This window comes from Streptomyces sp. NPDC003697, assembly GCF_053587115.1.
Window position 1 is genome coordinate 1 of record NZ_JBSFNN010000021.1, and the last position, 22,882, is coordinate 22,882.

A 22,882-nucleotide genomic window follows, 5' to 3' on the forward strand; every position below is an offset into this window, starting at 1 on the left:
TTCGCGATCTCCCAAAGTCCCTCCGGAACAATCCAACTCCATGTACCCCGCCCCATACCGAGGTCAACGACGCCTCACCACGTAGGACACGGTCTAAGCCCAGCATGACAAATGACGCGGGGCTTCGACGCAGGTCACGTCGTTTCGCTACGGGAGAATCCGCACACCGGGCTGCCGTGATGTCAACGGACAGCAACGGCCAAGCTGACCACGTAGTGCTCCTCGACTGTGCCGCTCGGGAACACTTCGGTCAGAAGGTCGCGCTCAGCGGACAGGAACGTCCTGGTCCCGTTCTCGCCGAGAACAAGGAAGTCGGAATAGCTGAGTGAGCCGGTGAGGTAGTAGCCGGCGCCGGTGTAGACCAGCGACCGCTCCGTGTCAGCGGCGAGCCGCCTGGACGAGTTGGGTCACGCGGAAGCGAGTGCGGCGTGTGACCGTCGTCTGTCCGGCTCGGCGGCTCATGGCGGAGCAACCGGAGCCTCACCGATCAGAAACCGGATGCCCGAAGCAGGGATGAGGTAGGGAAAACGGGGCGCGGACCGCTTAGCGGGGTCGGCTCTGCACTCAGATAGGTCACAATCAGACTCGCAGGGTTCTGGTGACGGAGGCCGCGAGGTCTGCGCGGACTTGCTTGGAGGAATATGCCTTATCTGCGAGCAGAGCGTCGGGCGTGGTGCGCGGCCTGCCGCGGCCGAGTCGCGGGACTCGGATGTCACCCAGCAAGAGGGGGAGGACCTGCGCGTCGTGGACCTGGCCCGGAGTGACTACGACGGCCAGCGGGCGGCCGTCGCCGTCTACGGCGTGATGGATTTTGGTTGTCAGGCCCCCGCGGGATCGACCTATTGCGTGGCCCTCTGGCTCACCCTCGGTCGCAGGAGCTTGGCTCTTGCTGCGGCGGGCGGCACCGGTGTCTATCTCAGGGCGGGTCGTGTTCGTGGCGTGCTGGTGGGCCCGGTTGATTGTCGAGTCAACTGAGACCGTCCAGTCGATTCGGCCGATCGAGTCCGCCTGGGCGGTCAGCTGTGCCAGAGCCGTGTCCCAGGTGCCGTCAGCCGCCCACCTGCGATGACGCTTCCATACCGTCTGCCAGGGACCCAACTCTTCGCGGGGTAGATCCCTCCAGGGGATTCCAGTTCGGTACCGGTAGATGATCCCTTCGATGATGCGACGGTGGTCGGCGAACGGACGCCCTGTCTTCCCCGCGTTGCGGGGAAGACAGGGCGCCAGGCGTGCCCACTGCTCGTCGGTCAGCAGGCGCATGCGCCCGCTCGTGGTCACCGCTGCTGGTAGGCGGTTGCCAGCACGGAGACGGTGACCTGATCAGGCAGGAAGCGGCCATCGTTCAGGTCTGCGCGGCTCACGTGACGTGCGCTCGGCGTCATCGCTACCAGGTCCAGGGCATCCAGCCTGGACAGGGTCACGGGGTACTCCACCTGTTCGGTGACAGCGGCCTCGAAGAAGGGGTCCAGCGCCCGGTGCAGGCGCTGTTCCTTGGCCGGGTCGATCGTGACCATCCCAGGCAACCAGCCGCGCAGCTCAGCCAGGTGCCGCCCCGTGGGACGGACCACGATCAACCGGCCGGTCGGGCGCAGCACCCGGTGGAACTCGGCCGGGTTGCGCGGGGCGAACACGTTCAGCACGGCATCGGCCGCCCCGTCGACCAGTGGGAGGGGGCGGAAGACATCCCAGGCCACCGCGGCGCCTCGCTCGTGGGCCCGGGCTGCCGAGCGCAGTGCGCGTACTGATGTGTCCAGGCCCAGACCGCGGGCGAGAGGCAGGTGGTCGAGTACGCCTGCCAGGTAATAGCCCGTCCCGCACCCTACATCCACAATCGTGGCCTGCTCAGACACGGCGTCGGCCGCCAAGCGGGCTCCGACTTCGCGGATGGGCGCGTAGGTGCCAGCGGACAGGAATCGGTCCCGGGCCTGGACCATGGCCGCGTCATCGCCGCTGGTGGCGGGGGTGCCCGTCAGCAGGCCGGCGTAGCCGTGGCGGGCGATGTCGAAGGTGTGGCCCACCGGGCAGCGCAGTGCGCCGCGGTCTGGGTGCAGGGGGCGCGTGCGGCAGGTTGGGCAACGCAGCATGTCGAGGGACAGCTCGAGGGCAGGGGGAAGCGACACGGGCACGAGGCACTCCTGGCAAGGGTGAAGGGAAGAGTCCGTGCCTGCACGCGCGCTCAAAGTGTCACTGCCTCAGGAAGGAGCGGGCAGCGTTGGGAACGTGGTTCACGCAGCAGGCACGCCAAGGAGGGCGACGCCGTCCGGCATCGCCCTCAGCGCCTTCCGATCACAGGAAGCAGCAGTGCGGGGTGCTCATGAATGCCACGTCATCAGTCTACGAGAATCGGGAAGCCCCTCATGCCCCACCGAAGTTGGGAGACACAACCTAGTCCTGTACGCCCTGACCGACGCCCTCGCTCACAACCACCTCCTGGTCGGCACCCTCGCCGCCTACCTCCAGCGCCAGGACCTCGACGCCGATTTGCTGTGCCGGTACCTGCAGTCCCCGGACCCCGACCGCTACATCACCGTTGAGGCCGTCCAGCACCTCGACGGCCTCACCGGCCGTGCCCCAGGAAGCGGCGGAGCCGGTCTGGACCACCATCGGTCGGCACATCACCCGCGACGGCAGCTGACAAGTGGACCGGGCAGGACATCCATGCTCACGCCGCTCCACGAGCAGCCTCTGTCCGGAGGCGGCGAACGCCTCGGCCAGCGCGTCCGCCCCGACCTCCTGCGCCCCAGGCAGATACCGGCGACCAGGTGCACCATGCTCCTGAAGCCCGGCCCCTCTGCCTCGACCGGCACGTCCCCATCGGTTACGCGCGCCGCGCGCACCACCGCGGGGTTCGCCGCCCCGGGGCCGGAGGTCCTTCGTGCTGTCGACCTCGACGATCATCTGGCGCTGGTTGCCGCTGGTGTCCTGCTTGACGATCTTGTAGTGCGGGGTCTTCGCGGCGGGTTTGTCGGTCTTGCTGCTGGTGTCTTTGCTGCTGGTGCAGGCGGCGAGCCCTGCGAGCGTGGCGGCGGCGCAGAGTGCGGTGAGGGTGGTGCGGGTGTTCATGGTCCCCCCATGGACGTGTGGTGTGTTCGGGGGGACGTTACGCCGGTTGCGTCTGGTTCCGGGCATGTCAGATCTGCGGCCGGGATGCGGCATGATCAACTGGATATCAAACAAGGTTGAGGTTCAGGCGAGCATGCCCGCACCGAGGATGTGCTGTCTGAAGCCCTCGCAGTCGTCCTTGGACTGGAACCGCAGTGGCAGGGCGAAGCATGCGCCGTCTGCTTGGAGGAACGGCTGCCACGGGTTCCGTGAGTCGCGGTCTTCCTCGTTGCTCAGGTCGGCGAACCATCCGGTGTCGTGCATGGGGTCATCCTCGCGCGCGTGGGCCCCGCCGCGACGGGGGACGTGACGGCGGGGCCTCGAGTTGCCGGGCGCTACCCGCAGCGCAGCCACCAGTGTGGCAGCTATGGCGTGTCGTCGAGCGTGTCCTCCAGCATCTTGCTCTTGTCGAAGCTCCCCTCGTCGTCCTTCCAGCCCAAGTCGTCCCAGGTCTGCGACAGCAGTAGGGGCGTTGTAGTTGTCCTCCTTCAGCCCCTCGCAGGCCTTTTGGCTTCGACTTGTCGCCCTCAGCCTGCTCCGGGGCACCCCCGCGTCGGCGAGGAGGACCGGGCTCTGTGCCTGGTCTCGAATTGGTGAAACTTCAACGGGCCGAGCTTGTTCAACATCATCTGGCGGTAGCCTGCCGCTCCATCTCATCCCTGGGGGGACCATGACCAACCTGCCCGAGCAGCCCACCACCCCGCCGCAGCCCGCGGACCCGCCCACTCCGGGCGTCCCGCCGCAGCCGCCCATCCCGCCCGGGACGGCGAAGAGTAGACTCAGCCCGCTCGCCGCCGGGCTCCTCGGCCTCACCGTCGGCGCCGGCCTGATGGGTGGCATCTGGGTCATCACCGCCAACAGCGAACCGGGGACGTTCACGCTGACGGGGACGTTCTCCCTCACCGAAGACGCCCTCACCCTTGGCGACACTTGCAGTGGCACCGGCGGCTACGACGACATCAGCGAAGGCACGTCCGTCACCGTGTACGGGGCCAAGGGGGACGTCATCGCCACTGGGCGGCTCGGCGACAGCGAGAAGACCGGCTACAACTCGTGCGACTTCGCCGTCGAAGTCCCCGACGTACCGAGAGGCGAGCGCTTCTACAAGGTCGAGGTCTCGCACCGGGGCACGGTGCAGCTCACCGCAGAAGAAGCCGAGAACGGGGAGTTCGGCGCCAGCCTCGGCTAAGGCGTGTCCGGTGGATCATGTTCGGAGCCAGAGGTGGATGGCTGCGAGGGTGACGGTGCCGTGGAAGACGTAGGCGCGTTTGTCGTAGCGGGTGGCCACGGCACGGAAGGCTTTCAGCCGGTTGATCGTCCGCTCGACCTCGTTGCGGCGTTTGTACAACTCCTTGTCGAATCCCGCGGGTCGCCCGCCCCTGCTGCCCCGGCGTCGGCGGTTGGCCCTTTGGTCCTTCGGTTCCGGGATGGTGTGCTTGATGTGGCGTCTGCGCAGGTAGCTGCGGATGCTGCGGGACGAGTACGCCTAATGGGCAGTGAAGCGGGGCACCGCCAGGCCCACCCCGGCCCGTCGAGGCCCTGAAAGAGACTGCGGGCCCCGCTTCAGCAAGCGCCACACATCGTGGTGGTGATCGGTGCCGGGAAGCCGCAGAGTACGCCTGGGCCGTCGAGCCGTTGGACAAGCGCCGGCCCCGGCACCGTTCACCACCACGAGACCGGACGCAACTACCGCATCCAGTCCGACGATCGGATCGTTGAAGTCCGTGGTCCGAGCCACCTGCGGGGATCACCTCTTACAAAGCCTGGAGCCGCCGAGCTCCTGAGCAGACCGAGGGCCCCGCGGGCCGCTGGGGTCACGAACGGCTAATCGGATGCTGGGCCATCGAGCCCTTCCATTAGGGAGACGCGTGTCCCCGCACGGCTGTGACCAGCAGCAACAAGCCCGTGACCGAGAGGACGAAAACGATACGATGACCGTCACCTGCGGGATCGACTGGGCCAGCGACCACCACGACGTCGCCCTGGTCGACCACGAGGGAACCTTGTTAGCCCGGGCCCGGATCACCGACGACGCCGCGGGCCTGCAACAGCTCCTGGACCTTCTCATTACTCACGGCGCCAGCGAGGACGCCCCGATCCCGGTGGCGATCGAAACCTCCCGCGGCCTGCTCGTGGCCTGCCTTCGAGCCACCAAGCGTCCCGTCTACGCGATCGCCCGATGGCAGCTGCTCGCTATCGCGACCGGCACGCGGTCGCCCGCAAGGAGTCCGACCACCTCGACGCCATGGTGCTGGCGAACATCCTGCGCACCGACAGGGCCGCCCACCGACCGCTGCCCGGCGACAGCGAACTCGCCCAGGCCAATGCCGTCCTGGCCCGAGCCCAGCAGGACGCCGTCTGGGACCGCACTCAGGCCGGCAACAAACTTCGCTCCCACCTGCGCGAATACTTCCCAGGCTTCCTCGCAGCCTTCCAGCCCAGACGTGAAGGACTGTGCTCGAAGGCAGCCCGCGTCGTACTGGCTGCCGCGCCCACCCCGGAACAGGCCGCCAAGCTCACCCGCACTCAGCTGTGCTCGCTCCTGAAGAGGGCCGGCCGCCAGCGCGGCATCGAGGCGGAAGCCGAACGGCTCCGCCAGGCCCTCCGGGTCCCGCAGATGCGGCAGCTTCCGCAAGTCGAACAGGCCATGGGCCGCCAGGCCATCGCTCTGCTGAGACAGCTCGACGCCGCCTGCACCAGCGCAGACGATCTGACGGCGTGCAGTCACTCTACAAGGGCGGGCGCCGCGTGCCACGCCTTACGGCGGCCACCAGCCAGGCCCCCCGGCAAGTCCGGGAGCTGTCGTACGCGATGCGGCTTGCGTCGGAAATCGGCACGGGAGCAGAAAGGACGACCCTGCTCTCACGTCTGTCATGCGAGGTGCTTTGCGTGTTTCATAGAGGTGTGGTCTGCGGTGCGCGACCATCGCGGCACAGCACATTTTCCAGCTGGTGGTCGCCGTGGCGCGCTGATTGTGTGGGTCGACGGGCTCGGCACCAACAAAGCCAACGACGTCAAGAGCGGCAACCGGCAGGCAGAACACCGAGGCAGGAAGAAGGACGGGCATGTCCGGCAGTGAAAGCGAGAATCCGGCAATCCCTTCACCGACGCCCACACCGACTCGGCGGCTCAGGACGAACCGGGACTGGTGGCCGAATCAGCTGGACCTTCAGGTTCTCCACCAGCACTCGCCACGATCCAGCCCGATGGACGAGGACTTCGACTACGCGAAAGAATTCGCGACCCTCGACGTCGACGCGCTCAAGCGTGACGTCTTCGAGGTGATGACGACATCCCAGGACTGGTGGCCTGCGGACTACGGTCACTACGGGCCGCTCTTCATCCGGATGAGCTGGCATGCCGCGGGAACGTACCGCATCGCGGACGGCCGCGGCGGTGGCGGAAGCGGCGCACAGCGCTTCGCCCCCCTCAACAGCTGGCCGGACAACGCGAGCCTGGACAAGGCGCGCCGTCTACTTTGGCCGGTCAAACAGAAGTACGGCCGGAAGCTCTCCTGGGCCGATCTTCTGGTCTTCGCCGGAAACTGTGCCATGGAGTCCATGGGATTCGAGACGTTCGGGTTCGGTTTCGGGCGAAAGGACATCTGGGAACCCGAGGAGATCTTTTGGGGTCCCGAGGACACATGGCTCGGAGATGAGCGCTACAGCGGCGACAGGGAACTCACCGGTCCTTTCGCCGCCGTGCAGATGGGACTGATCTACGTCAATCCGGAGGGGCCCAATGGAAACCCGGACCCGATGGCTGCCGCCCGGGACATCCGGGAGACGTTCGCGCGCATGGCGATGAATGACGAGGAGACAGTCGCACTCATCGTCGGCGGCCACACCTTCGGCAAGTGTCATGGTGCGGTCGAAGCCAGTTATATCGGCCCGGAACCCGAGGCCGCCCCCATCGAGCAGCAGGGCCTCGGCTGGCGGAACACATACGGCAGCGGCATGGGCCCCCACACGCTCACCAGTGGTCTGGAGGGCGCATGGACCACCGAGCCGGCCAAGTGGGACAACGGGTACCTGGACAATCTCTACGAGTACGAGTGGGAGCTGACGAGCAGCCCTGCCGGCGCCCACCAGTGGACTCCGTCGGATCCCGCGGCCAGGAACGCCGTACGCGACGCCCATGATCCGTCGAAGCGGCACGCCCCCATGATGCTGACGACGGACCTCGCGCTGAAGGTGGACCCGGTCTACGGCCCGATCACGAAGAGGTTCCACGAAAACCCGGACGAGCTTGCGGTGGCGTTCGCCAAGGCGTGGTACAAACTGCTGCACCGCGACATGGGACCCCTCTCGCGTTACCTAGGCCCGTGGATTCCCGAGCCGCAGCTGTGGCAGGACCCCGTTCCCGACGTCGATCACGAATTGGTCGGGGACGAGGACATCGCTGCCCTCAAGAGCAGGATCCTTGCCTCGGGCCTCTCCATCGCCCAGCTGGTCACCACCGCCTGGGCATCGGCGGCAAGCTTCCGCGGCACCGACAAGCGCGGCGGAGCGAACGGGGCACGGATCCGGCTGGCGCCGCAGAAGGACTGGGAGCTCAACGACCTCCCCGAGGTGACCGAGGTGGTGCGCACGCTCGAGCGCATCCAGCAGGACTTCAACGTCTCTCAGACCGGCGGAACGCGGGTCTCCCTCGCCGACCTGATCGTCCTCGGCGGGTGCGCGGCCGTCGAGCAGGCCGCGCGGAAGGCCGGGCACGACGTCACGGTGCCGTTCGCACCGGGGCGTACGGACGCCTCGCAGGAGCAGACCGACTCGGCGTCGTTCGCCGTGCTGGAGCCCAAGGCGGATGCCTTCCGCAACTACCTTCCGGCTGGCGAGAAGTTGTCGCCGGAGACCCTCATGCTGGACCGCGCCAACCTGTTGACCCTGACCGCTCCCGAGTTGGCGGTGCTGATCGGCGGCATGCGGGCCCTGAACACCGGTTTCAAGGGGTCCCCCCACGGGGTCTTCACCCACCGGCCGGGAGTCTTGACCAACGACTTCTTCGTCAACCTGCTCGACATGCGCACGGAGTGGAAGGCGTCGGCTACGGAGGAGAACGTGTTCGAAGGCCGGGATCGCGCCACCGGCGAGGTCAAGTGGACCGCCACCGCCGTCGACCTGATCTTCGGTGCGCACTCCCAGCTCCGAGCCGTCTCGGAGGTCTACGCGTCCCAGGATGTGGGAGAGAAGTTCGTACGTGACTTCGTGGCAGCGTGGAACAAGGTGATGAATCTCGACCGGTTCGACCTCGTCTGAGAGGTTCTAGCAAAATAGGGTATTCGCGCTATCTCGGATGTGCTGGTCCGGATCCGTCCTGGCCGGGGAGGTGCACGATGTCCCGCCCCAAGCCCTGGGAAATCGGCGACGACCTGTGGGCGCTGATCGAGCCGCTGCTGCCAGTGGTCGAGCGCCGCCCCCCGACCATCCGGGCCGCAAGCGACTGGACGACCGCAAGGCCCTGCAGGGCATCCTGTTCGTGCTGGCAACCGACATCCAGTGGGAGTGGCTGCCGCAGGAGCTGGGCTTCGGCTCGGGCATGACCTGCTGGCGTCGGCTGCGGGACTGGAACGAGGCCGGCGTCTGGCAGAGGCTGCGGGAGATCCTGCTGGCGAAGTTGCGTGGCGCGGACCAGCTGGACTTCTCCCGCGCTGCCATCGACGCCTCCCACGTGCGGGCCCTGCGGGGTGGCCCAAAACCGGCCCGAGCCCGGTCGACCGCGCACGGCCGGGCTCGAAACACCACCTGATCACCGATGCGCGCGGAACTCCGCTCGCGGTCTCGCTCACCGGCGGCAATCGCAACGACGTCACCCAGCTGATGCCGCTGCTCAAGGCGATTCCCACGGTCCGCGGCCGCCGCGGACGTCCCCGGTTCCGGCCGCGTCGGCTGTATGCCGACCGCGGCTACGACCACGACCGCTACCGCAGCAAGGTCCGCACCCTGAGCAATCACCCCGGTCATCGCCCGCCGGGGGCAACCCCACGGCTCGGGCCTGGGCGTCCGCCGGTGGGTGGTCGAACGTGGCCTGTCGTGGCTGCATGGTTTCCGGCACCTGAGGGCCCGTTGGGAGCGCCGGGACGCCATCCACGACGGCTTCCTGCAGTTGGCGGTCTGCCTCATCCTGTACCGGCGCGTCCGAGCACTCTGTTAGCCTCGATCTTTCGTGAGGGTCCGTCGACGGAGTCGGCGGGCCTTTTCGTTTTCCGGGGCGGGTGGTGGGCAGGCCGGTGGCCCGGCTGTCGCGTCGGGTGGGCGCCGGGTTCCACTGCCCGGGGGTCGGGTGGTGCTGTCGTTGGGACGGGGAGTGTGCTGGTCAGCCCGGGTTGGGCAGGAGCGCGAGTCGTTCGAGGGCGCCTGTGATCTCGCCTGTCCAGGGCCAGTGCTTGGTGAGGCGGAGAATTCTGCGCCGGCCGGTGGTGACGAGCTGTCCGGCCGCGGAGAGCAGGCGAAAATCGCAGGCGGCGGGGTTCCCAGAGTCGGGCTTTGCCGGTCAGGGCGAGCATGGGTATCCAAGCCAGCAGGTCGAGAGCGATCTGGACGATCTCCAGCCAGACCTTGTTCTGCGCGGTGTGGTGGAGGGGCAGGTTGCGTAGGCCGGTGGACCGGGCGGCCCGGATCCGGTCCTCTGCCCGGGCCCGCAGCCGGTGCCGGAGTTCAAGCGCTGCGATCGGCAGGTCAGGGGTGCTGGTTGCGAAGCAGGTGATCCGCATGCCGTGCGCGTCCGTGATTCTCAACTGGGCTCCGGGATGCCGTCGTTCTTTTCGGACGATCAGCCGCATGCCCTTCGGTCAGCCGTCCAGCAGCTTGCCCGTGAGTTCGGCAACCCACGCCCCGTCGCGGTTCGTGCGCCAGTACGCCGCGACCAGCAGAGCGCGGTCTTCCAGGGGAAGGCTCCACGGCCGACCCTTGCGGACCGCGTCCGCACCCTGGCGCCGCAGAACCGTCACCAGCTTGCCGAACTGTCGCAGGCTCAACCCGGTGAACGGGGCTATCCAAGACGGCTCCGACGCCGCGATCACACCAGCCACACCAAGATCATCCCAGACCGGTTAGGGTGCCTTCTTCGAGCGGACGGACTGGAGACGGACGATGGAACAGGACGAAGCCCTGCAACTCGCGGTGGCGTTTCTCGCCCGCAGCCAGCGCGATGACGAGCCGCCTCTCGCCATCGACGCAGAGCGGGTCCGTGAGAGCAACGGGCTCCTAATCGTGCCCTACAACTCTGTGCAGTACCTCGCCTCGCGTTCCCTCACCCCGGTAGGTGGCCGAGGCCCGGTGCACTGCCAGGCCGGTGAGGTAGGCGACAGACTGATCGTGGGCGGTGAGCAGGCCGATCAGCAGGGCGGCGCCACCATGGTTGAGGTCGACGGCACACGAGGGAGGCCGATCCGCTCGCCATCGAGGGGGCCTGCGTCCTCACCTCGGCCGCGGAAACCCAGCAGTCTCTCTGCCTCGCGGAGGGCAGCGTCTTCACGCTGGCCCTTGTTGAGGTGCTCCGGGACGGGCTGAGGGGCGTGCTGTCAGACGGTCGCCGAGGTAATGAGCAGAGCCACCTCAGCACGGCCGACGTCTTCGCAGCCGTCCGAGCCCGGCTCGCGGAACGCATCGTGCACGATCTGCCCGTTCCCGTGCCCCGGATGGCCACGCGGGGCGACGGCCACAAGATCCCCCTGGCCCGCAACCGTGCGTTCACCGGCCCTCCGGCCCGCCCCGTCAACATGGCCCCGATAGATCTGTTGGGGCGACCCGTCCCGGACCCACTGGCCATGGTCATCGGCCAACACACTTTCGTGCAGGGGTTGGCCGGCTACCAGAAGAGCCTTACCCCTGAGCACCTTCCCTTCGTGTCTCCCGGTCCGAGCCATCCCTCGGAACCCCATGGGCTCTTCTGCCGCCTGCGGGACGTCGACGACCGTGGGGTGCTGCTGGTCGGCGCGGCAGGCGCGGGTAAGACGCGGACCGGCCTCGAGGTGGGCTGGATGGCGCTGCGCGAGGGCTGGCGGGTGTTCCACGTCTGCCGCAATCAAGGATCGTCTCTCACCATGCGGTTGACCCCCGCGGTTTTGGCGGAGAAGAGCCCCGTCTTGGTTGTGATCCACCATCTCAACGAGCACCTCGTGGACGACGAGAGCAACGGCGCCCAGCTCGACCTGACCGCACTGCATCACCTACTCCTGCCCGAAGCCCGCCGTAGGAACATCCAGGTGGCCCTGCTCGCCTGCGTGCGCCCCGGCTGGCTGCGCAAGGCGCGCCACATCCAGCTCCATGACTTGTTCGACGAGGTCGAACTGCGGCAGGACGACGACTTCCAGCGGTTGATCGCCGACCACGCGGTGGCCACTATGGCCCCCACTCTGGTGGCGCGCCTCGGCATGAAACGAAGCCGGGAAATGGTCGGTTATCGCCCCACCATCGCCGTGCTGATGGCCCGGGAGTTGGAGCACCGGGCCGTCCAGGGGCTCTCGATCCCCGACATGATCAGGCTGCGTACTGGAGGCACCCTCTGGAGCTGGGCGAGAGGCCGGCTTGAGGGGGACGACCTTCCCGTCGACGACCCCCACAGAACCGCCTTTGACGAGGTCACCGCCGCGGACTGGCTGGTGCCTGCCGCCGCCGCCGCGGCGGCCTGTCCCCAGCAGAAGGCCGATGTGATCGCGGCAGCCAACGCTGCGCTGGCCCGAACGTCGGGCGGGTCGCCGCCCGCTGATGGCGTAGTGAACACCCTCATCGACTCCGGCTGGCTGGAATACGAGGGGGACAGCGGCCTCCTGAACACCGTCCACAACGTAGTCTGCGACCAGCTCGTCGAGTCCGTCCTCCTGCCGGCACGTGGCCGCACTGCGAACCACGAAGGCACGCGTGCCCTCCTCGCCGGCTGCCTGACTAGTGCGCGTACTATCGGCCGCTACACCACCGCCCTCGCCCGGCTCGTGAACGACCTGGCCCTGGACAACCGCGCGGCAGCCCTTTCCGTGGTCCTCGACGAGTGGTTCGCCGATCACGCCCAGGCCCTTGGCGACGTCATACGTCTGGATGCCCATACCGGCGGTTACGCCCTCGACGTGCTCTGCTCGGGGCCACCCTGGACCAATGCCATGGTGCCCAACTGGCAGAAGGTCGCAGGACCCTGGCTGGAAAGGTTCGGAGACGACGCCAACGCCCACAACGTGCTCCGGTATGGCCTATCGAACCTGCCCGCTGCCGGTGGTGGGCCCCTCGTCTCCGTGGCGCTGCGATGGGTCGAGACCCATGGATGGCGTCGCGAAGCAAGCCACGTGCTGGGTCCGCTGCTCCGGCGGACCGACCTGACGGCGAAAGTGCAGGAGTTGGTCTCGCGCAAGGCGATGGGCTGGCTATGGCGCAACAGTGAGCTATTGGAAGCCGGCGTCGTCCTGTGTCAGCTGCTGGCCCGGCCTGAACCGGACGAGAGCCAAATGCGGCAAGCCGTCGCATTCGCGTTCCGCTGGCTGGACAACCATGTGATCACGGCCGAGGCTCACTTCACCCTCCGCGCGCTACTTGAGCACCCCGGCCTCACCAAACAGGAGATCCGCCGAGCGGCCGGCTACACCAACCAGTGGCTGCAATACCACCCCGAGGCGGAAGAGGCCACCTTCCTGACCATTCAGCTGGACGGGCGCCCTGACATGACTGACGATGCGCCCGGGTAGAGGTCTTCCGCATCGCCCGGCACCGGCTGGCTGCACGCCGGTCTGCCCAGCCGAGGTCTCCCGGCAGACCATCTCCATCATCACCGACAAGGTCCTCGAGGGCATGGCCGAGTGGCAGAGCAGGCCCCTCGACCCGGTCTATCCGGTCGTCTTCATCGACGCCATCCACGTGAAGATCCGCGACGGCGCGGTCGCCAACCGGCCTGTCCATGTCGCTCTGGCCGTCACGGCCGAGGGCCGGCGGGAGATCCTCGGGCTGTGTGCCGGGGACGGCGGCGAAGGTGTCAAGCACTGGCCGCGCATCCTCACCGAGATGAAGAACCGCGGCGTCGCCGACGTGCTGATGCTGGTCTGCGACGGGCTCAAGGGCCTGCCCGAAGCGGTGGAGACGATCTGGCCGCCGACGACAGGACACGATGCCCAGAGCCGTGTCCGGCCGACAGTGCACGCACGGCGGCCTTGGTTTCGGAGCGCGTCGAGGGCCTGCTCGCACGTGGCGGGACGGCATCGGTCTACAAGATCCGGACGGGGATCTCCTGGCGTGACCTGCCAGAACGCTACGGTCCGTGGAAGACGGTCTACACCCGCTTCCGCCGCTACGCCCTCGACGGCATCTTCACCTGGGCTCTGCAGCAGATGCAGGCCCGGGCGGATGAGGCCGGAGACATCGACTGGCTGCCGCAACCGGGGCCGTGACGGCGGTCGCCCGCCGCGGTTCGACCGGGAGATCTGCCGCCGGCGCAACAGCGTCGAACGCTGCTTCAACCGGCTCAAGAGCTTTCGCGGCATCGCTACCCGATATGACAAGACCGCCACCTCCCCTATGAGGCAGCGGTCTCCCTTGCCTCATTCCTGCTCTGGGCAAGATCCGTTTGAAGACGGACCCTAGTGGCGGCCCTCGGCCCGGGTGACAGTCGCATCATCGCCGTCACCCGCAAAAACCGTGGGATCTGCGGCTGAGCGTGCAGCCGTAGCCACCGCGGGGTAATCTAAAGTTACGCAGGGGGGTGGGTGCAGTCGCGGGGTCGTGATCTCTGATGTCGATGCATCAAGGACTCCCTCTTTCCCTGGTGTCACTCTCTCCTCTCATGGCGAGAAGCACAGGTGCGTCCGATCTACGAATAGGTCTCGTAGACGGGCCGGTCATGGTCAGCCATCCAGGGCTTTCCAACGCAAGGATCGAGTGGTTCTGTCCACGGGATGTGGCAGTACTCGAAGCGGATGATGCCGCCGCTGTGCATGCCACCTCCACTGCAGGCGTACTAGTGGCGGGGCGCAAGTCAGGTGCTTTGGGAATCTGCCCCGGAGTCACGCTGGTCATCCGGTCTGTCTTCCGTTCCCCCCCTGCTCGTTCCGCCGGTGCCGCCACGGGGACAGAACTGGCTGAGGCGCTGGTGAAGCTTGCAGACGCCGGCACACACATCGTGAACATGAGCCTTACGCTGGCGACCGGTACGTCCGAGGGACACCGCGCTGTGCAGGACGCGCTCGACTACATGGCTGCTCGTGGTGTGATCGTGGTGGCTGCAGCCGGCAACGAGGGCGCGATCGACGGCACGGTCGTGACGCGTCACCGGTCGGTCCTGCCAGTCGTGAGCTACAACCTGGAGGGCTGGCCGGGGCGGATGACCAATGTGGGACGGTCCATCGGCCAGCGAGGCATCGGCGTTGTGGCGGACGGTTTAATGAGCCTCGGCCAGCACGGAAGGATCCGACCGTTCGGCGGTACCAGCGCGGCGGCAGCCGTCGTCACCGGTGCTGTGGCTCTCATCTGGTCCGAGCTTCCGAAAGCCGCGCCTGAGGAACTGATCTGCGCATTGAACGGGGGCCCGTCGCGTCGCACATCGGTTGTGCCGCCCCTGATGAACGCCTGGCGTGCATTTGTATCGCTGCTCGCACCACGAAGCTGATGCCGTGCTGGTTTCAGCACCGAACAGCAAAGGAGCACCGAGCTCATGGAAGAACCCACGGTATCCGCCGCGGAGCCGGCCCCCGATGCGCCCGATTCATCGGTCGAGCGTGCAACGCGTAGCGAAGCCACTGGCGAGATATCCGATCCTGATCTGTACCTTGCTTCGTCGAAGGGCGCCGAATCCGTGCAGCCCCACGACAAGCCACCATGTGGCTGCGGTGGTTGCGGTCGGGCCGTCCCTGCGGGCCCTTTCGGAGGGTACCCTCCGTTCGTCTATGCGGTGGGTCGGCTTGATCCCCGCATACCTAGCCTCGGGATAGAGAAGGAGTTCGCACAAGCTACTGGTCGCGCCGAGACAGCCAACCTGACGGACAGGCAGGCTATGCACGCCATTCTGTCAGATCCTAGGAGTCGTTACCTCGCCAAGCATCTGTGTTACATACTGGCGATCCAGGGGATTGACACCTACATCCTGCGACCGCGCGATACCGCGGACTATGACCTGCTCGTTGACGCGGTCGGTGCGTCACCACGGGCAAGTGATCTGCATGTGGTGATCGGCTTACGAGGCCCACTCGCCCCGCCCGACCTCTGCAACGGTCTCATGCTTCCCCTGGTGTCGTTCGATCAGGTCTACGCGTTCGACACAGACGCGCTCGTCGCGGGTCTGCCCAAACCGGACGATCTCGACGAGGAGTCGTTCCGGTCGGCCTCTCGGGAGCTCTTCGAGCGGTTGATACAGATCGCCGACAACGCCGGCTCGTCCGATGAGCATCGTGCTCTTAATTACTGCGCGGTGCGGTACGCCCAAATCTACGCACACACCGCTCATGCCTTCGCATCGGGACTCGCCCTGACAGCCATTGAGACGCGGCCATCGCGGCTCAGCGGCAGCCGGACCATTCAAGACGTGGTGCTCTCCTACACTAACCGGACAACCGACGTGACAGAGAAGTACTTTGTCCGAGTGGATGTAACGGAAGAGTTCCCCTTCCTCGTCACCAAGCTGTCTCCGTATTACGACCGGTGACGGCAGGAGGAGGTCGGTTGACATGCCAGCCCCCACGGCTACGGCGCAGGCCTCTCTGTACCATACGAGCGGCTCGTATCGATCAGTCCCCCGGCTGGGCCCCGGCTCTAACGTCTCTCTGGCCGGCAGCTGCTACGACGACTGCATGACGGAATGTGACCCGCAGGACCCGGTGGAGAAGCTCGAATGTCAGGCGCAATGCCATAATAAGTGCACCGGGCCTCCACCTTGTCTGGGAGAACTCTGCTTGTTCGGCCCGCAGCGCCGCTGCTGCCCCTACGGAGCCACCTGCTGCTATGGCTACGAGTACCCGTCAGCGCGCCAGGTCATCGGCTGCTGTTCGCCCGGATGGGAATGCTGTGGGGAAGGCAAGTGCTGTGAACCCGGGCACGCATGCTGTAATCCGACGGGGTTTGTCGGTCCGAGCAAGTGCTGTCCACCCGACCAGAAATGCTGCGACGGCGTGTGTTACACGCCAGGCCCAGGGACCACCTGCTCAGACGGAATCATTTGTACTGAGGGCCGCGTCGCCTGTGGCGCAGGATGCTGTGCATCAGGGGAGACATGCCTAAGCGGCAAGTGCTGCAAGCCCGGTGTTCTCTGCAATGGCAGGCGTTGCTGCGAGGGGGAGCGTTGTACGCCAACGGGTTGCTGCCCCCAGGACCGGTACAACACAGCGACGCAGGATTGCTGCCCCCAGGGACGGGTCGCGTGCAAAGTGCGCGTGTGGCCGCCATCGGGACCGGACGACGATCCTGAACCGTACATTGTGGAGCAGTGTTGCCCACTCGGTCACTCCTGCTTCCGTGGGGAGTGCTGCCCGCCCGGCGACTGCTGCGAAAAGAACGCGGACTGCTTCCAGGGAAAACACTGCGACAAGGGGAAATGCTGCGCTCAGGGACAGAAAGCCAAATTCAACCCGACCACAGGAAAGCTGAGCTGCACCTGACTGAGAACGACAATTGTTCGCGGATGAGAGCGACTCCGGAAGCGACCTCCGGAGCCGACTTTCGAGGTGATGCTACTAGTTCGTAACCTCGTAGTAGAGGTCGTAGTCCGATCCGTCGCCGTTCATGCTCTCTGCCAACTCTCCGTCGCCCACCTGACTAACGGAGACCCAAAATGAACCGATGAGGTCGTCTGGGCTGGTGCTGTCGTAATCCTTCACGACCACCTTCGCCTTATCCGTGAAGGAAACTGACTTTTTGAGCTCCGCCGAGTCCCCGGCGTCGAAATTGTGGTAGTGTCCGTAAGCGCCATCCGGGTAAATATTGCCACCGTCTACCTGAATGTACACATCGTCGGAGCCGGGGCCGCTGGTCGTGTCGTGGCATTGCAGCGTATTTAGATTCAGTTTCGCCATCTCTGCACCATCTCCCTTGGCGAGAAGCCGTGCAATAATTGTCCTGCGGTGATGCGCTGGCTGCAACTTGGCGCGATCTATGCAAATGAGCAACTGTTGACGTATCATTCACCACGAGAGGGAGTGACTGACGAGCCAATCGCCGATCTTGGTGGGCAGCACAACAACAACCGAACCGCCAATCATTCACGGTAAAGCCTTTTTTGTCGCAGCACGTCTATCCAGGCAGTGATGTAACGAGGAAGCGACCGGGCGAAGGACGGAGGTGGACAACATGGTGGATGGCGGAGCTAGTCGACATGATGCGACGCATAGGCCGCTGCGGGTTCGGCTGCCTGGTTTCATCGACAACGAACTCGGCCTGGGCGACGTGGTCAAGAAGGTCACTTACCGCGCCGGGCTACGACCCTGCAGTGGCTGTGAACAACGCGCTGGCACACTGAATCGCTGGGTCGTGTTCTCCGGTCGAACGAAGCCACACTGAGGACAGAGTTTCCCCGGGTGGATCTGCGTCGGCGGATGCGGGACTACGTCCGCGGTCTGCTGGCGCCGGTGGGACGCAAGAACAGCTGGCAGTTGGCCGAGTGGGCCGGCCGCCGCGACCCGGCAGGCCTGCGGCATCTACTGGCGGCGCCCTCGGCCGGGGGGTCGGCAGTACACCGGCACCTCGGGAAAGATTGTCCGCCGCCGCTCGCCGGGCGGCGGCGCGTGCGTTGTTGAGAAACAGCCCTACGCGATACCCCGGCGTAGGTGGCGTCCGCCGGGGCCAGGAGGTGCCCGTGCTTTTGCGCCCGTCCGCGGGCGGCGGCGAGTCCTTCCTTCCCGGGCGACGTTTTCGTGCGACCAGACCATGCCCAGGGCGTCGAGCTGCGCCACGCGCTCGAAATCCATGCTGCCGCGGGCGTAGGCCCTTGGGGCGTCGGCGGCCCATTGTCCTGGCGGGAAGGCGGTGGGGGAGGTGGGTCACCGCCTCGGGTTTCGTGGCTTGGTCCTTGATGCCGGGCACCCGGTTGGTGAGGGGCGTGCGCGGGTCGCTGTGGTGTGGGTGGTAGGGGGTGGCGGTTTTGATGCCGGGCCGCCGGTGGGCGTGTTCGGGGTTGAGGACGCGGGGGTCGATTTTGCGCGGCCGGTTGTGCGGGGTCGCGGGGGGTGGGGAACTTCAGCAGTTTCCGGGCCGGCCCTGACAGCCGGTCTGCTTTTCGGCGTCCGGGTGCCCGGGGCGGGTCTGTGCGGCTCTGACACGGCGTCGTGCCCGGGGGTTCGGCGAAGGGCTTCCACGGGGGCGGGCGTCGTGCGCTTGCAGTGGCTTGAGGAGCTTCGCGGGCCCGCCGTGCGCGCGCCTGGTGGGCGTGCTGTGCACGGTCTTGCCGGCGGTGTGCTGGTGGGGGCTGTCGTGTTCGGCGTTTGTGGGGTGGCTGGGTGGCGTCTCTTTTGGCGTGTGTGGCCCGGTTGGAGGTTTTCTGGTTGGGTCTTTCCGTGTCATGGGTGGGGTTCAGGCCGCCCAGGGCGCCATCGGGTACCAGATCAGCTGCCGGACGGCCAGGATCCGTACGTCCCAGTACAGGATGAGGAACACGCCTGCCGCCAGGAAGCCGGTTGCCGTCAGGGCCGACGTGCGGCTGGGCCGCTGCGCCGTCCACCGGTGCAGCCGTTCCCCGAACAGGCCGGCCATCAGCAGGAACAGCACCGACATGACGGTGATGTTGCCGATCGACTGAAGACCGAACGCGGCCGCCCCGTATAGCGGGTTGTGGCTCTGGGCGGCGTCCCGGAACAGTTGGCGGAACAGCGGGAAGGGGCGGCCGATGACAAAGGCGCCGATCAGGCCGCCCATGAAGTACATCGGCGCGCCCGGGAACCGCCGCGACAGCCGGGCCAGCGGATCACGTACCACGCCCAGGGCGGCCAGGCCCAGATACGTCATCAGCAGGCCGATCAGCCCGAAGACCACCATCGCCTGCACCAGACGTCCGGAGAGGCCGCCGCTTTGGCTGTCGTCGAACTGCGCCATGCCCGTGCCGGCGAGGGACGCCACCGCCCCGTACAGGGCGGACACGACGACGGCACCGACGGCGAGCCGGCTCAGCGGGCTCAGCGCGGCGGCCATCCGGCCCCGCCGGGAGGCGGCGGGGCCGCCGGTCAGCGGCGCTACCGCGCTGAAGACGGCCACGTTGCACGCGGTGAACGTACCCGCGACCCCGGTGGCCAGCGCGAACGCCAGCCCCGCCAGCACACCCGCGATGGGCGTGCCCTTGGCGGCATGCCCGAGGAGGGTGTCCGCGACGTTGTCACCGATGGTCCGGTCCACGAACTGTGCGGACCACACCACCGTCAGGGCGAAACCTATGAGAGCGGCGGCCACGCCGACCAGCGCACGGCGGCGCGGCGCATGGCCATTGAAGAAGAACGAGGACGACGCCGGACCGCTGTCCGCGGCCGGCCGCGCTCGGGAGGGGGAGGCGGCAGGCCGCGGTTTTGACTGCGCCATGAGATGTCGCCTTTCGGGCAAGGGGTCGAGGTCGAATGCCAAACTAGGCCCGTAGGCACTGGCGGTGGCGGTCCGGGCCCCAGGCGAGCACGGTGGAAGAAGAACCCGCACACACTTCGTGAAGTCGCCCCGCCCCGCACCGCCCCGCCCCGCACCGCCCCGCGCCGCCCCGCACGGCCCCGCCCGCGCCCCCACCGTCACCGCAGCGGCGGCTCCTCGTCCCCCGAACCGGCCCCCAACCGCCGCCCGCTGCGGTTCCCGGCCACGGCGCAAGCGGCCGGTCTGTGTCCGGCACACCGTCGGCTGCGTCCACCGGCAAGCACCTGGACCGGCGTGCAGCAGCCCGTCGAAGTCCCTGTGATCCGCGCCCGGGCCGCGAGCGGTCGCAACCGCTCCCGTGTGCCGGTACCCGCGCCGGCGTCGGCAGGGGGGTCCTGGCCCGGCCTGCGGCGGTCAGCCGAGGGCTGCCGTGTCCGGAGCCGGCAGCCGCGGCCGGCTTCTCCGGCTCCGGGGCGGGCGCGAACGCGTACCGCTGCCCGGTCAGTTCCTCCGGCTGGTCCCACAGCCGGGCCTGTACCGACCGCGTGGTGCGCCGCCCGGCTCGAGAGCCGCGGGCATCGGTGTCCCGCGGCTCTCGAACCGCCGGGCAGGCCCCAGGTTGCCGGCTTGGGCCGCCCGTATGCCGTCACCGACCGCGGCCTGGTCGCGGCCTGCTTCGGCTCCCGGCCGGGTCCGCCGATGTCTGCCCGGTGCGCGCGGGGGCCCAGACGGTGACGGCCCTTGGGGTCGGGTACCGGGGCCGTCGAGGTCGAGCAGCAGCCTTGTCAGCGCCAATCGGCTCCCGGCCGGGTCCGCCGATGCCTGCCCGGTGCGCGCGGGGGCCGAGACGGTGACGGCCCTTGGAGTCGGGTACCGGGGCCGTCCAGGTCGAGCAGCAGCCTTGTCAGCGCCAAGTGGCCGGGGGGGCCCGCCGAGGGGAGCCTCGAAGCCGTCCTGGGTGCGCCGGTAGGGCGGGAAGATCACCCCGGCGTTGTGTGGTCGGCAGGTCCGGACGTCTGTGCCGGCCACGCCTGCAGCGCTGCCTCACGCGCAAAGGCGAGCGAGGCCAGGGGGAGCCGGATGCCCTCCGTGCTGGCGTCGATGCGCGAGGCCGCGGCCCGGCCCCGCTCCACGCTGCGGCAGGCGGGCTCCACATGCGCCCCGCCTGCCGCCAGGAACCGGGCCGTCCACAGGCCGATGCCGGACGCCGGTGACCAGGGCGGTCCTGCCACCCTGATCGGGAACGTGTGCGGGAGGCCGGGCCGTGGTGCCCTCCTGGGTCGGGCAGCGCGCACGGTTGCGGTGTCAGCGCGCGGCGCCGTACCCGTGGTTGACGATTCTTTCGGCCGTCACGTCGTAGAAGGACGGGTCGGCCGGGACGGCGGTGTCAAGCCCGTTCACGTACCGGTTGAACATGGCGAACGCGGCCGCGATCAGGACCGTGTCGTGGATATGGGTGTCCGTCGCGCCTTCGGCGCGGGCCGCGGCGACAGCCTCGTGAGACACGGGGGCCGCTTTCGCCTGCACCTCGCCGGCCACCCTCAGCAGCGCTCGGAGCAGCGAAGTGATCGGGGCCGTGTCGACGTCGGTGAACACGGCCGCGACCAGCTCGGCGCCGCCCTCCAGCTGTGCGGCGGCGAAAGCGCTGTGCGAACCGGCACAGAAGGGCGTGCGGTTCAGGTTCGACACATAGGCGGCGATCAGCTCCCGCTCGCCCCTGCTGAGCGGTGACGGGCCACTGCGTAGGAGCGTCTCGGCGAGCTCCGACAGCACCACGGCGGTGTCCGGGCGCTGGACGAACAGCCCGCTGATCCCGGGCAGAGCGTTTCTGATCTCGATGTGGGGCACCAGCACGTCCTTCTTCCCTGGGCAACAGGCGGGTGCCTCATGGTCCACACCCGCAAGCCCGCACGGCAACTCCCCACATGCGCAGCCTACTTGAGGGTCAAAAGCGAGGATGGCAGGGGAGTCCGCCGGTGGCCGGAAGAGCCGTCGCAGAGGCCACCGGCACCGGCACCCCGGCCCGCCGCACCACCTGGCGCGAGCTCCCAGGTGAGATCGATCGCCTGCCGCCGGCGGCGCCAGGGCCCGGCCGGGACCGCCGGCACGCACCGCCGGTGGAAGGCCCCCGGTAGGCATGCCCGCTTGGCGGCACTGAACGACCAGAGCAGCGCCGCACGAACGAAGTCGGCCGAGTCATTTCGCGCCTGCCCACGATGAAGGGTCCGCACCCCACTGACCACCAAAGGACACTCCGGTGCCGCACATCGAGATCGCCGGCGACCTCCCGGGCATCAGGGGACTGATGACCGACCGCCCCGACACGGCCATCCCCCTCCGCCACCTCGCACACTGCGAACCAGGCGCACTGCCGCGCCGTCATTGCCACCGTCGCCGGCGACTTCACCGAGCCCTTCGCGACTGGCTCGGCTACGGCCTCTTCGCGCCCCTGCTCGCAACCCGGTTCCACCCCTCCGACGCCCTCCTCACCTGTCTCCCGGCTCCCTCGCCGCACCACAGCGCGCCGTCCGCGGCCGGGCCGTCGACCGCCGACAACCGGCCTTTGCCGAGCCTTTGCCCGACGGCAGCACCGAAGGCCCCGGCGGCACCCGGCCGCCCGGGGCCTTCGGGAACAGCCGCTGGCCGATGCCGGGCGGCGGCCTGCGGCAGGCGTCCTCGGACCACCGGCGTCGCCCCGATTTTGTCGTGCACCGCCCAATCCGCCGGCGTGATCGCCGCCCGTTCCTTCCACCGTGCTGTTGTCGAAGCCCGCGACCACTGCGCCAAGTCACACGAGTCCACCCGCCCCCTAGGGCTGGCACGATGGTCGTATGACCAGACCACACCCCAGCGGATCCTTCCTCTGTCTCGGGTCGAAGGACTCGATCCTGTCCATCGGCTCCGTGGGATCCGTCCTTTCCGTCGGCTCTGTGGGCAGCGTCCTGTCCGTCGGATCGGTCGGCAGCGTCCTGTCCGCGGGAGCCATCGGTTCCGCCCTCTGCCTGCTCTCCACCGCCTCCTGGCTCAGCACCGGCTCACTGCTCTGCGCCCACTCCCGCTGGTCCGTCCTCTCCTGGCGCTCCCGGCACGGCTTCAGGGCGGTGGCAGCAGGTGCCGCTCACGTGCTCGGCAGCACAAGGCGAGGGCTTCCGGCAGTGTCCCCGTGAGGGTGGCATCTTCTTCTGTCTCCCACTCCTCGCACCACGGGCGCCCGGGGGGTGGCTGTGTACAGCTTCGCCGCAATCCTGCCTGGGCCACGCTCGGTGGCAGTGGGC

15 protein-coding genes and 8 pseudogenes are annotated in these 22,882 nt (G+C 67.7%); 13 read left to right on the top strand and 10 right to left on the bottom strand.

Annotation, left to right across the window (positions count from 1 at the left end; all coding sequences use genetic code 11):
- Nucleotides 1-588 precede the first annotated feature (588 nt).
- The 4 genes and pseudogenes from ACWDNY_RS11455 to ACWDNY_RS11470 all read right to left on the bottom strand — a co-directional run.
- Nucleotides 589-1,278: pseudogene (locus ACWDNY_RS11455) on the bottom strand (IS5 family transposase); the annotation flags it as partial.
- Nucleotides 1,275-2,126, bottom strand: a complete 852-nt coding sequence (locus ACWDNY_RS11460; RefSeq protein ID WP_451645525.1) for a putative RNA methyltransferase — start codon at nt 2,124-2,126, stop codon at nt 1,275-1,277. The pseudogene ACWDNY_RS11455 and the gene ACWDNY_RS11460, both read right to left, overlap by 4 nt.
- 259 nt (nt 2,127-2,385) lie before the next feature.
- Nucleotides 2,386-3,063 (bottom strand): hypothetical protein, encoded by a 678-nt coding sequence (locus tag ACWDNY_RS11465; RefSeq protein ID WP_451645526.1) that lies wholly within the window; start codon nt 3,061-3,063, stop codon nt 2,386-2,388.
- A 123-nt stretch (nt 3,064-3,186) separates the two neighbouring features.
- Nucleotides 3,187-3,366 carry a hypothetical protein gene (locus ACWDNY_RS11470; RefSeq protein WP_451645527.1) on the bottom strand — a complete coding sequence of 60 codons (180 nt, stop codon included), beginning with the start codon at nt 3,364-3,366 and terminating at the stop codon, nt 3,187-3,189.
- 406 nt (nt 3,367-3,772) lie between these two features.
- Between ACWDNY_RS11470 and ACWDNY_RS11475 the strand changes: the two genes are divergently transcribed.
- On the top strand, nt 3,773-4,291 hold the full coding sequence (locus ACWDNY_RS11475; RefSeq protein ID WP_451645528.1) for a hypothetical protein: 519 nt from the start codon (nt 3,773-3,775) through the stop codon (nt 4,289-4,291).
- Nucleotides 4,292-4,306: 15 nt separating this feature from the next.
- Here ACWDNY_RS11475 and ACWDNY_RS11480 read toward each other — a convergent pair.
- A pseudogene (locus ACWDNY_RS11480) lies at nt 4,307-4,588 on the bottom strand (transposase); the annotation flags it as partial.
- A 445-nt stretch (nt 4,589-5,033) separates the two neighbouring features.
- Between ACWDNY_RS11480 and ACWDNY_RS11485 the strand changes: the two are divergent.
- The 4 genes and pseudogenes from ACWDNY_RS11485 to ACWDNY_RS11500 form a co-directional block, all read left to right on the top strand.
- Nucleotides 5,034-5,815 (top strand): annotated as a pseudogene (locus ACWDNY_RS11485) (IS110 family transposase); the annotation flags it as partial.
- 201 nt (nt 5,816-6,016) lie between these two features.
- Nucleotides 6,017-6,181 carry a hypothetical protein gene (locus ACWDNY_RS11490; protein WP_451645592.1) on the top strand — a complete coding sequence of 55 codons (165 nt, stop codon included), beginning with the start codon at nt 6,017-6,019 and terminating at the stop codon, nt 6,179-6,181.
- The gene (katG, locus tag ACWDNY_RS11495; RefSeq protein ID WP_451645529.1) at nt 6,168-8,360 is read left to right on the top strand and encodes a catalase/peroxidase HPI; all 2,193 of its coding nucleotides are present in this window, start codon (nt 6,168-6,170) and stop codon (nt 8,358-8,360) included. Before ACWDNY_RS11490 ends, katG begins: the two co-directional genes overlap by 14 nt.
- A 77-nt stretch (nt 8,361-8,437) precedes the next feature.
- Nucleotides 8,438-9,255, top strand: a pseudogene (locus ACWDNY_RS11500) (IS5 family transposase).
- Here ACWDNY_RS11500 and ACWDNY_RS11505 read toward each other — a convergent pair.
- Nucleotides 9,221-9,883 (bottom strand): transposase, encoded by a 663-nt coding sequence (locus tag ACWDNY_RS11505; protein WP_451645530.1) that lies wholly within the window; start codon nt 9,881-9,883, stop codon nt 9,221-9,223. The pseudogene ACWDNY_RS11500 and the gene ACWDNY_RS11505 overlap by 35 nt on opposite strands.
- Before the next feature lie 27 nt (nt 9,884-9,910).
- Nucleotides 9,911-10,132: pseudogene (locus ACWDNY_RS11510) on the bottom strand (IS5/IS1182 family transposase); the annotation flags it as partial.
- Nucleotides 10,133-10,711: 579 nt separating this feature from the next.
- Here ACWDNY_RS11510 and ACWDNY_RS11515 point away from each other — a divergent pair.
- From ACWDNY_RS11515 to ACWDNY_RS11540, 6 genes and pseudogenes are all read left to right on the top strand, one after another.
- Complete coding sequence (locus tag ACWDNY_RS11515) at nt 10,712-12,775, top strand: hypothetical protein (protein ID WP_451645531.1); 2,064 nt, start codon at nt 10,712-10,714, stop codon at nt 12,773-12,775.
- A pseudogene (locus ACWDNY_RS11520) lies at nt 12,774-13,256 on the top strand (transposase); the annotation flags it as partial. The gene ACWDNY_RS11515 and the pseudogene ACWDNY_RS11520, both read left to right, overlap by 2 nt.
- The gene (locus ACWDNY_RS11525) at nt 13,235-13,471 is read left to right on the top strand and encodes a transposase (RefSeq protein WP_451645532.1); all 237 of its coding nucleotides are present in this window, start codon (nt 13,235-13,237) and stop codon (nt 13,469-13,471) included. The pseudogene ACWDNY_RS11520 and the gene ACWDNY_RS11525, both read left to right, overlap by 22 nt.
- A pseudogene (locus ACWDNY_RS11530) lies at nt 13,461-13,651 on the top strand (transposase); the annotation flags it as partial. The gene ACWDNY_RS11525 and the pseudogene ACWDNY_RS11530, both read left to right, overlap by 11 nt.
- 212 nt (nt 13,652-13,863) lie before the next feature.
- Nucleotides 13,864-14,685 (top strand): S8 family serine peptidase, encoded by an 822-nt coding sequence (locus ACWDNY_RS11535; protein WP_451645533.1) that lies wholly within the window; start codon nt 13,864-13,866, stop codon nt 14,683-14,685.
- 45 nt (nt 14,686-14,730) lie between these two features.
- Complete coding sequence (locus tag ACWDNY_RS11540; RefSeq protein ID WP_451645534.1) at nt 14,731-15,717, top strand: cyanobactin maturation protease PatG family protein; 987 nt, start codon at nt 14,731-14,733, stop codon at nt 15,715-15,717.
- 1,024 nt (nt 15,718-16,741) lie between these two features.
- Here ACWDNY_RS11540 and ACWDNY_RS11545 read toward each other — a convergent pair.
- Entirely contained in the window at nt 16,742-17,080 is a 339-nt protein-coding gene (locus tag ACWDNY_RS11545; protein WP_451645535.1) for a hypothetical protein, read from the bottom strand.
- Nucleotides 17,081-17,527: 447 nt separating this feature from the next.
- Here ACWDNY_RS11545 and ACWDNY_RS11550 point away from each other — a divergent pair.
- Nucleotides 17,528-17,710: pseudogene (locus ACWDNY_RS11550) on the top strand (IS701 family transposase); the annotation flags it as partial.
- An 862-nt stretch (nt 17,711-18,572) separates the two neighbouring features.
- Here ACWDNY_RS11550 and ACWDNY_RS11555 read toward each other — a convergent pair.
- The gene (locus ACWDNY_RS11555; protein WP_451645536.1) at nt 18,573-19,568 is read right to left on the bottom strand and encodes a hypothetical protein; all 996 of its coding nucleotides are present in this window, start codon (nt 19,566-19,568) and stop codon (nt 18,573-18,575) included.
- A 1,344-nt stretch (nt 19,569-20,912) separates the two neighbouring features.
- Entirely contained in the window at nt 20,913-21,455 is a 543-nt protein-coding gene (locus ACWDNY_RS11560) for a carboxymuconolactone decarboxylase family protein (protein ID WP_451645585.1), read from the bottom strand.
- A 983-nt stretch (nt 21,456-22,438) separates the two neighbouring features.
- Between ACWDNY_RS11560 and ACWDNY_RS11565 the strand changes: the two genes are divergently transcribed.
- On the top strand, nt 22,439-22,774 hold the full coding sequence (locus ACWDNY_RS11565; RefSeq protein ID WP_451645537.1) for a hypothetical protein: 336 nt from the start codon (nt 22,439-22,441) through the stop codon (nt 22,772-22,774).
- Nucleotides 22,775-22,882 lie beyond the last annotated feature (108 nt).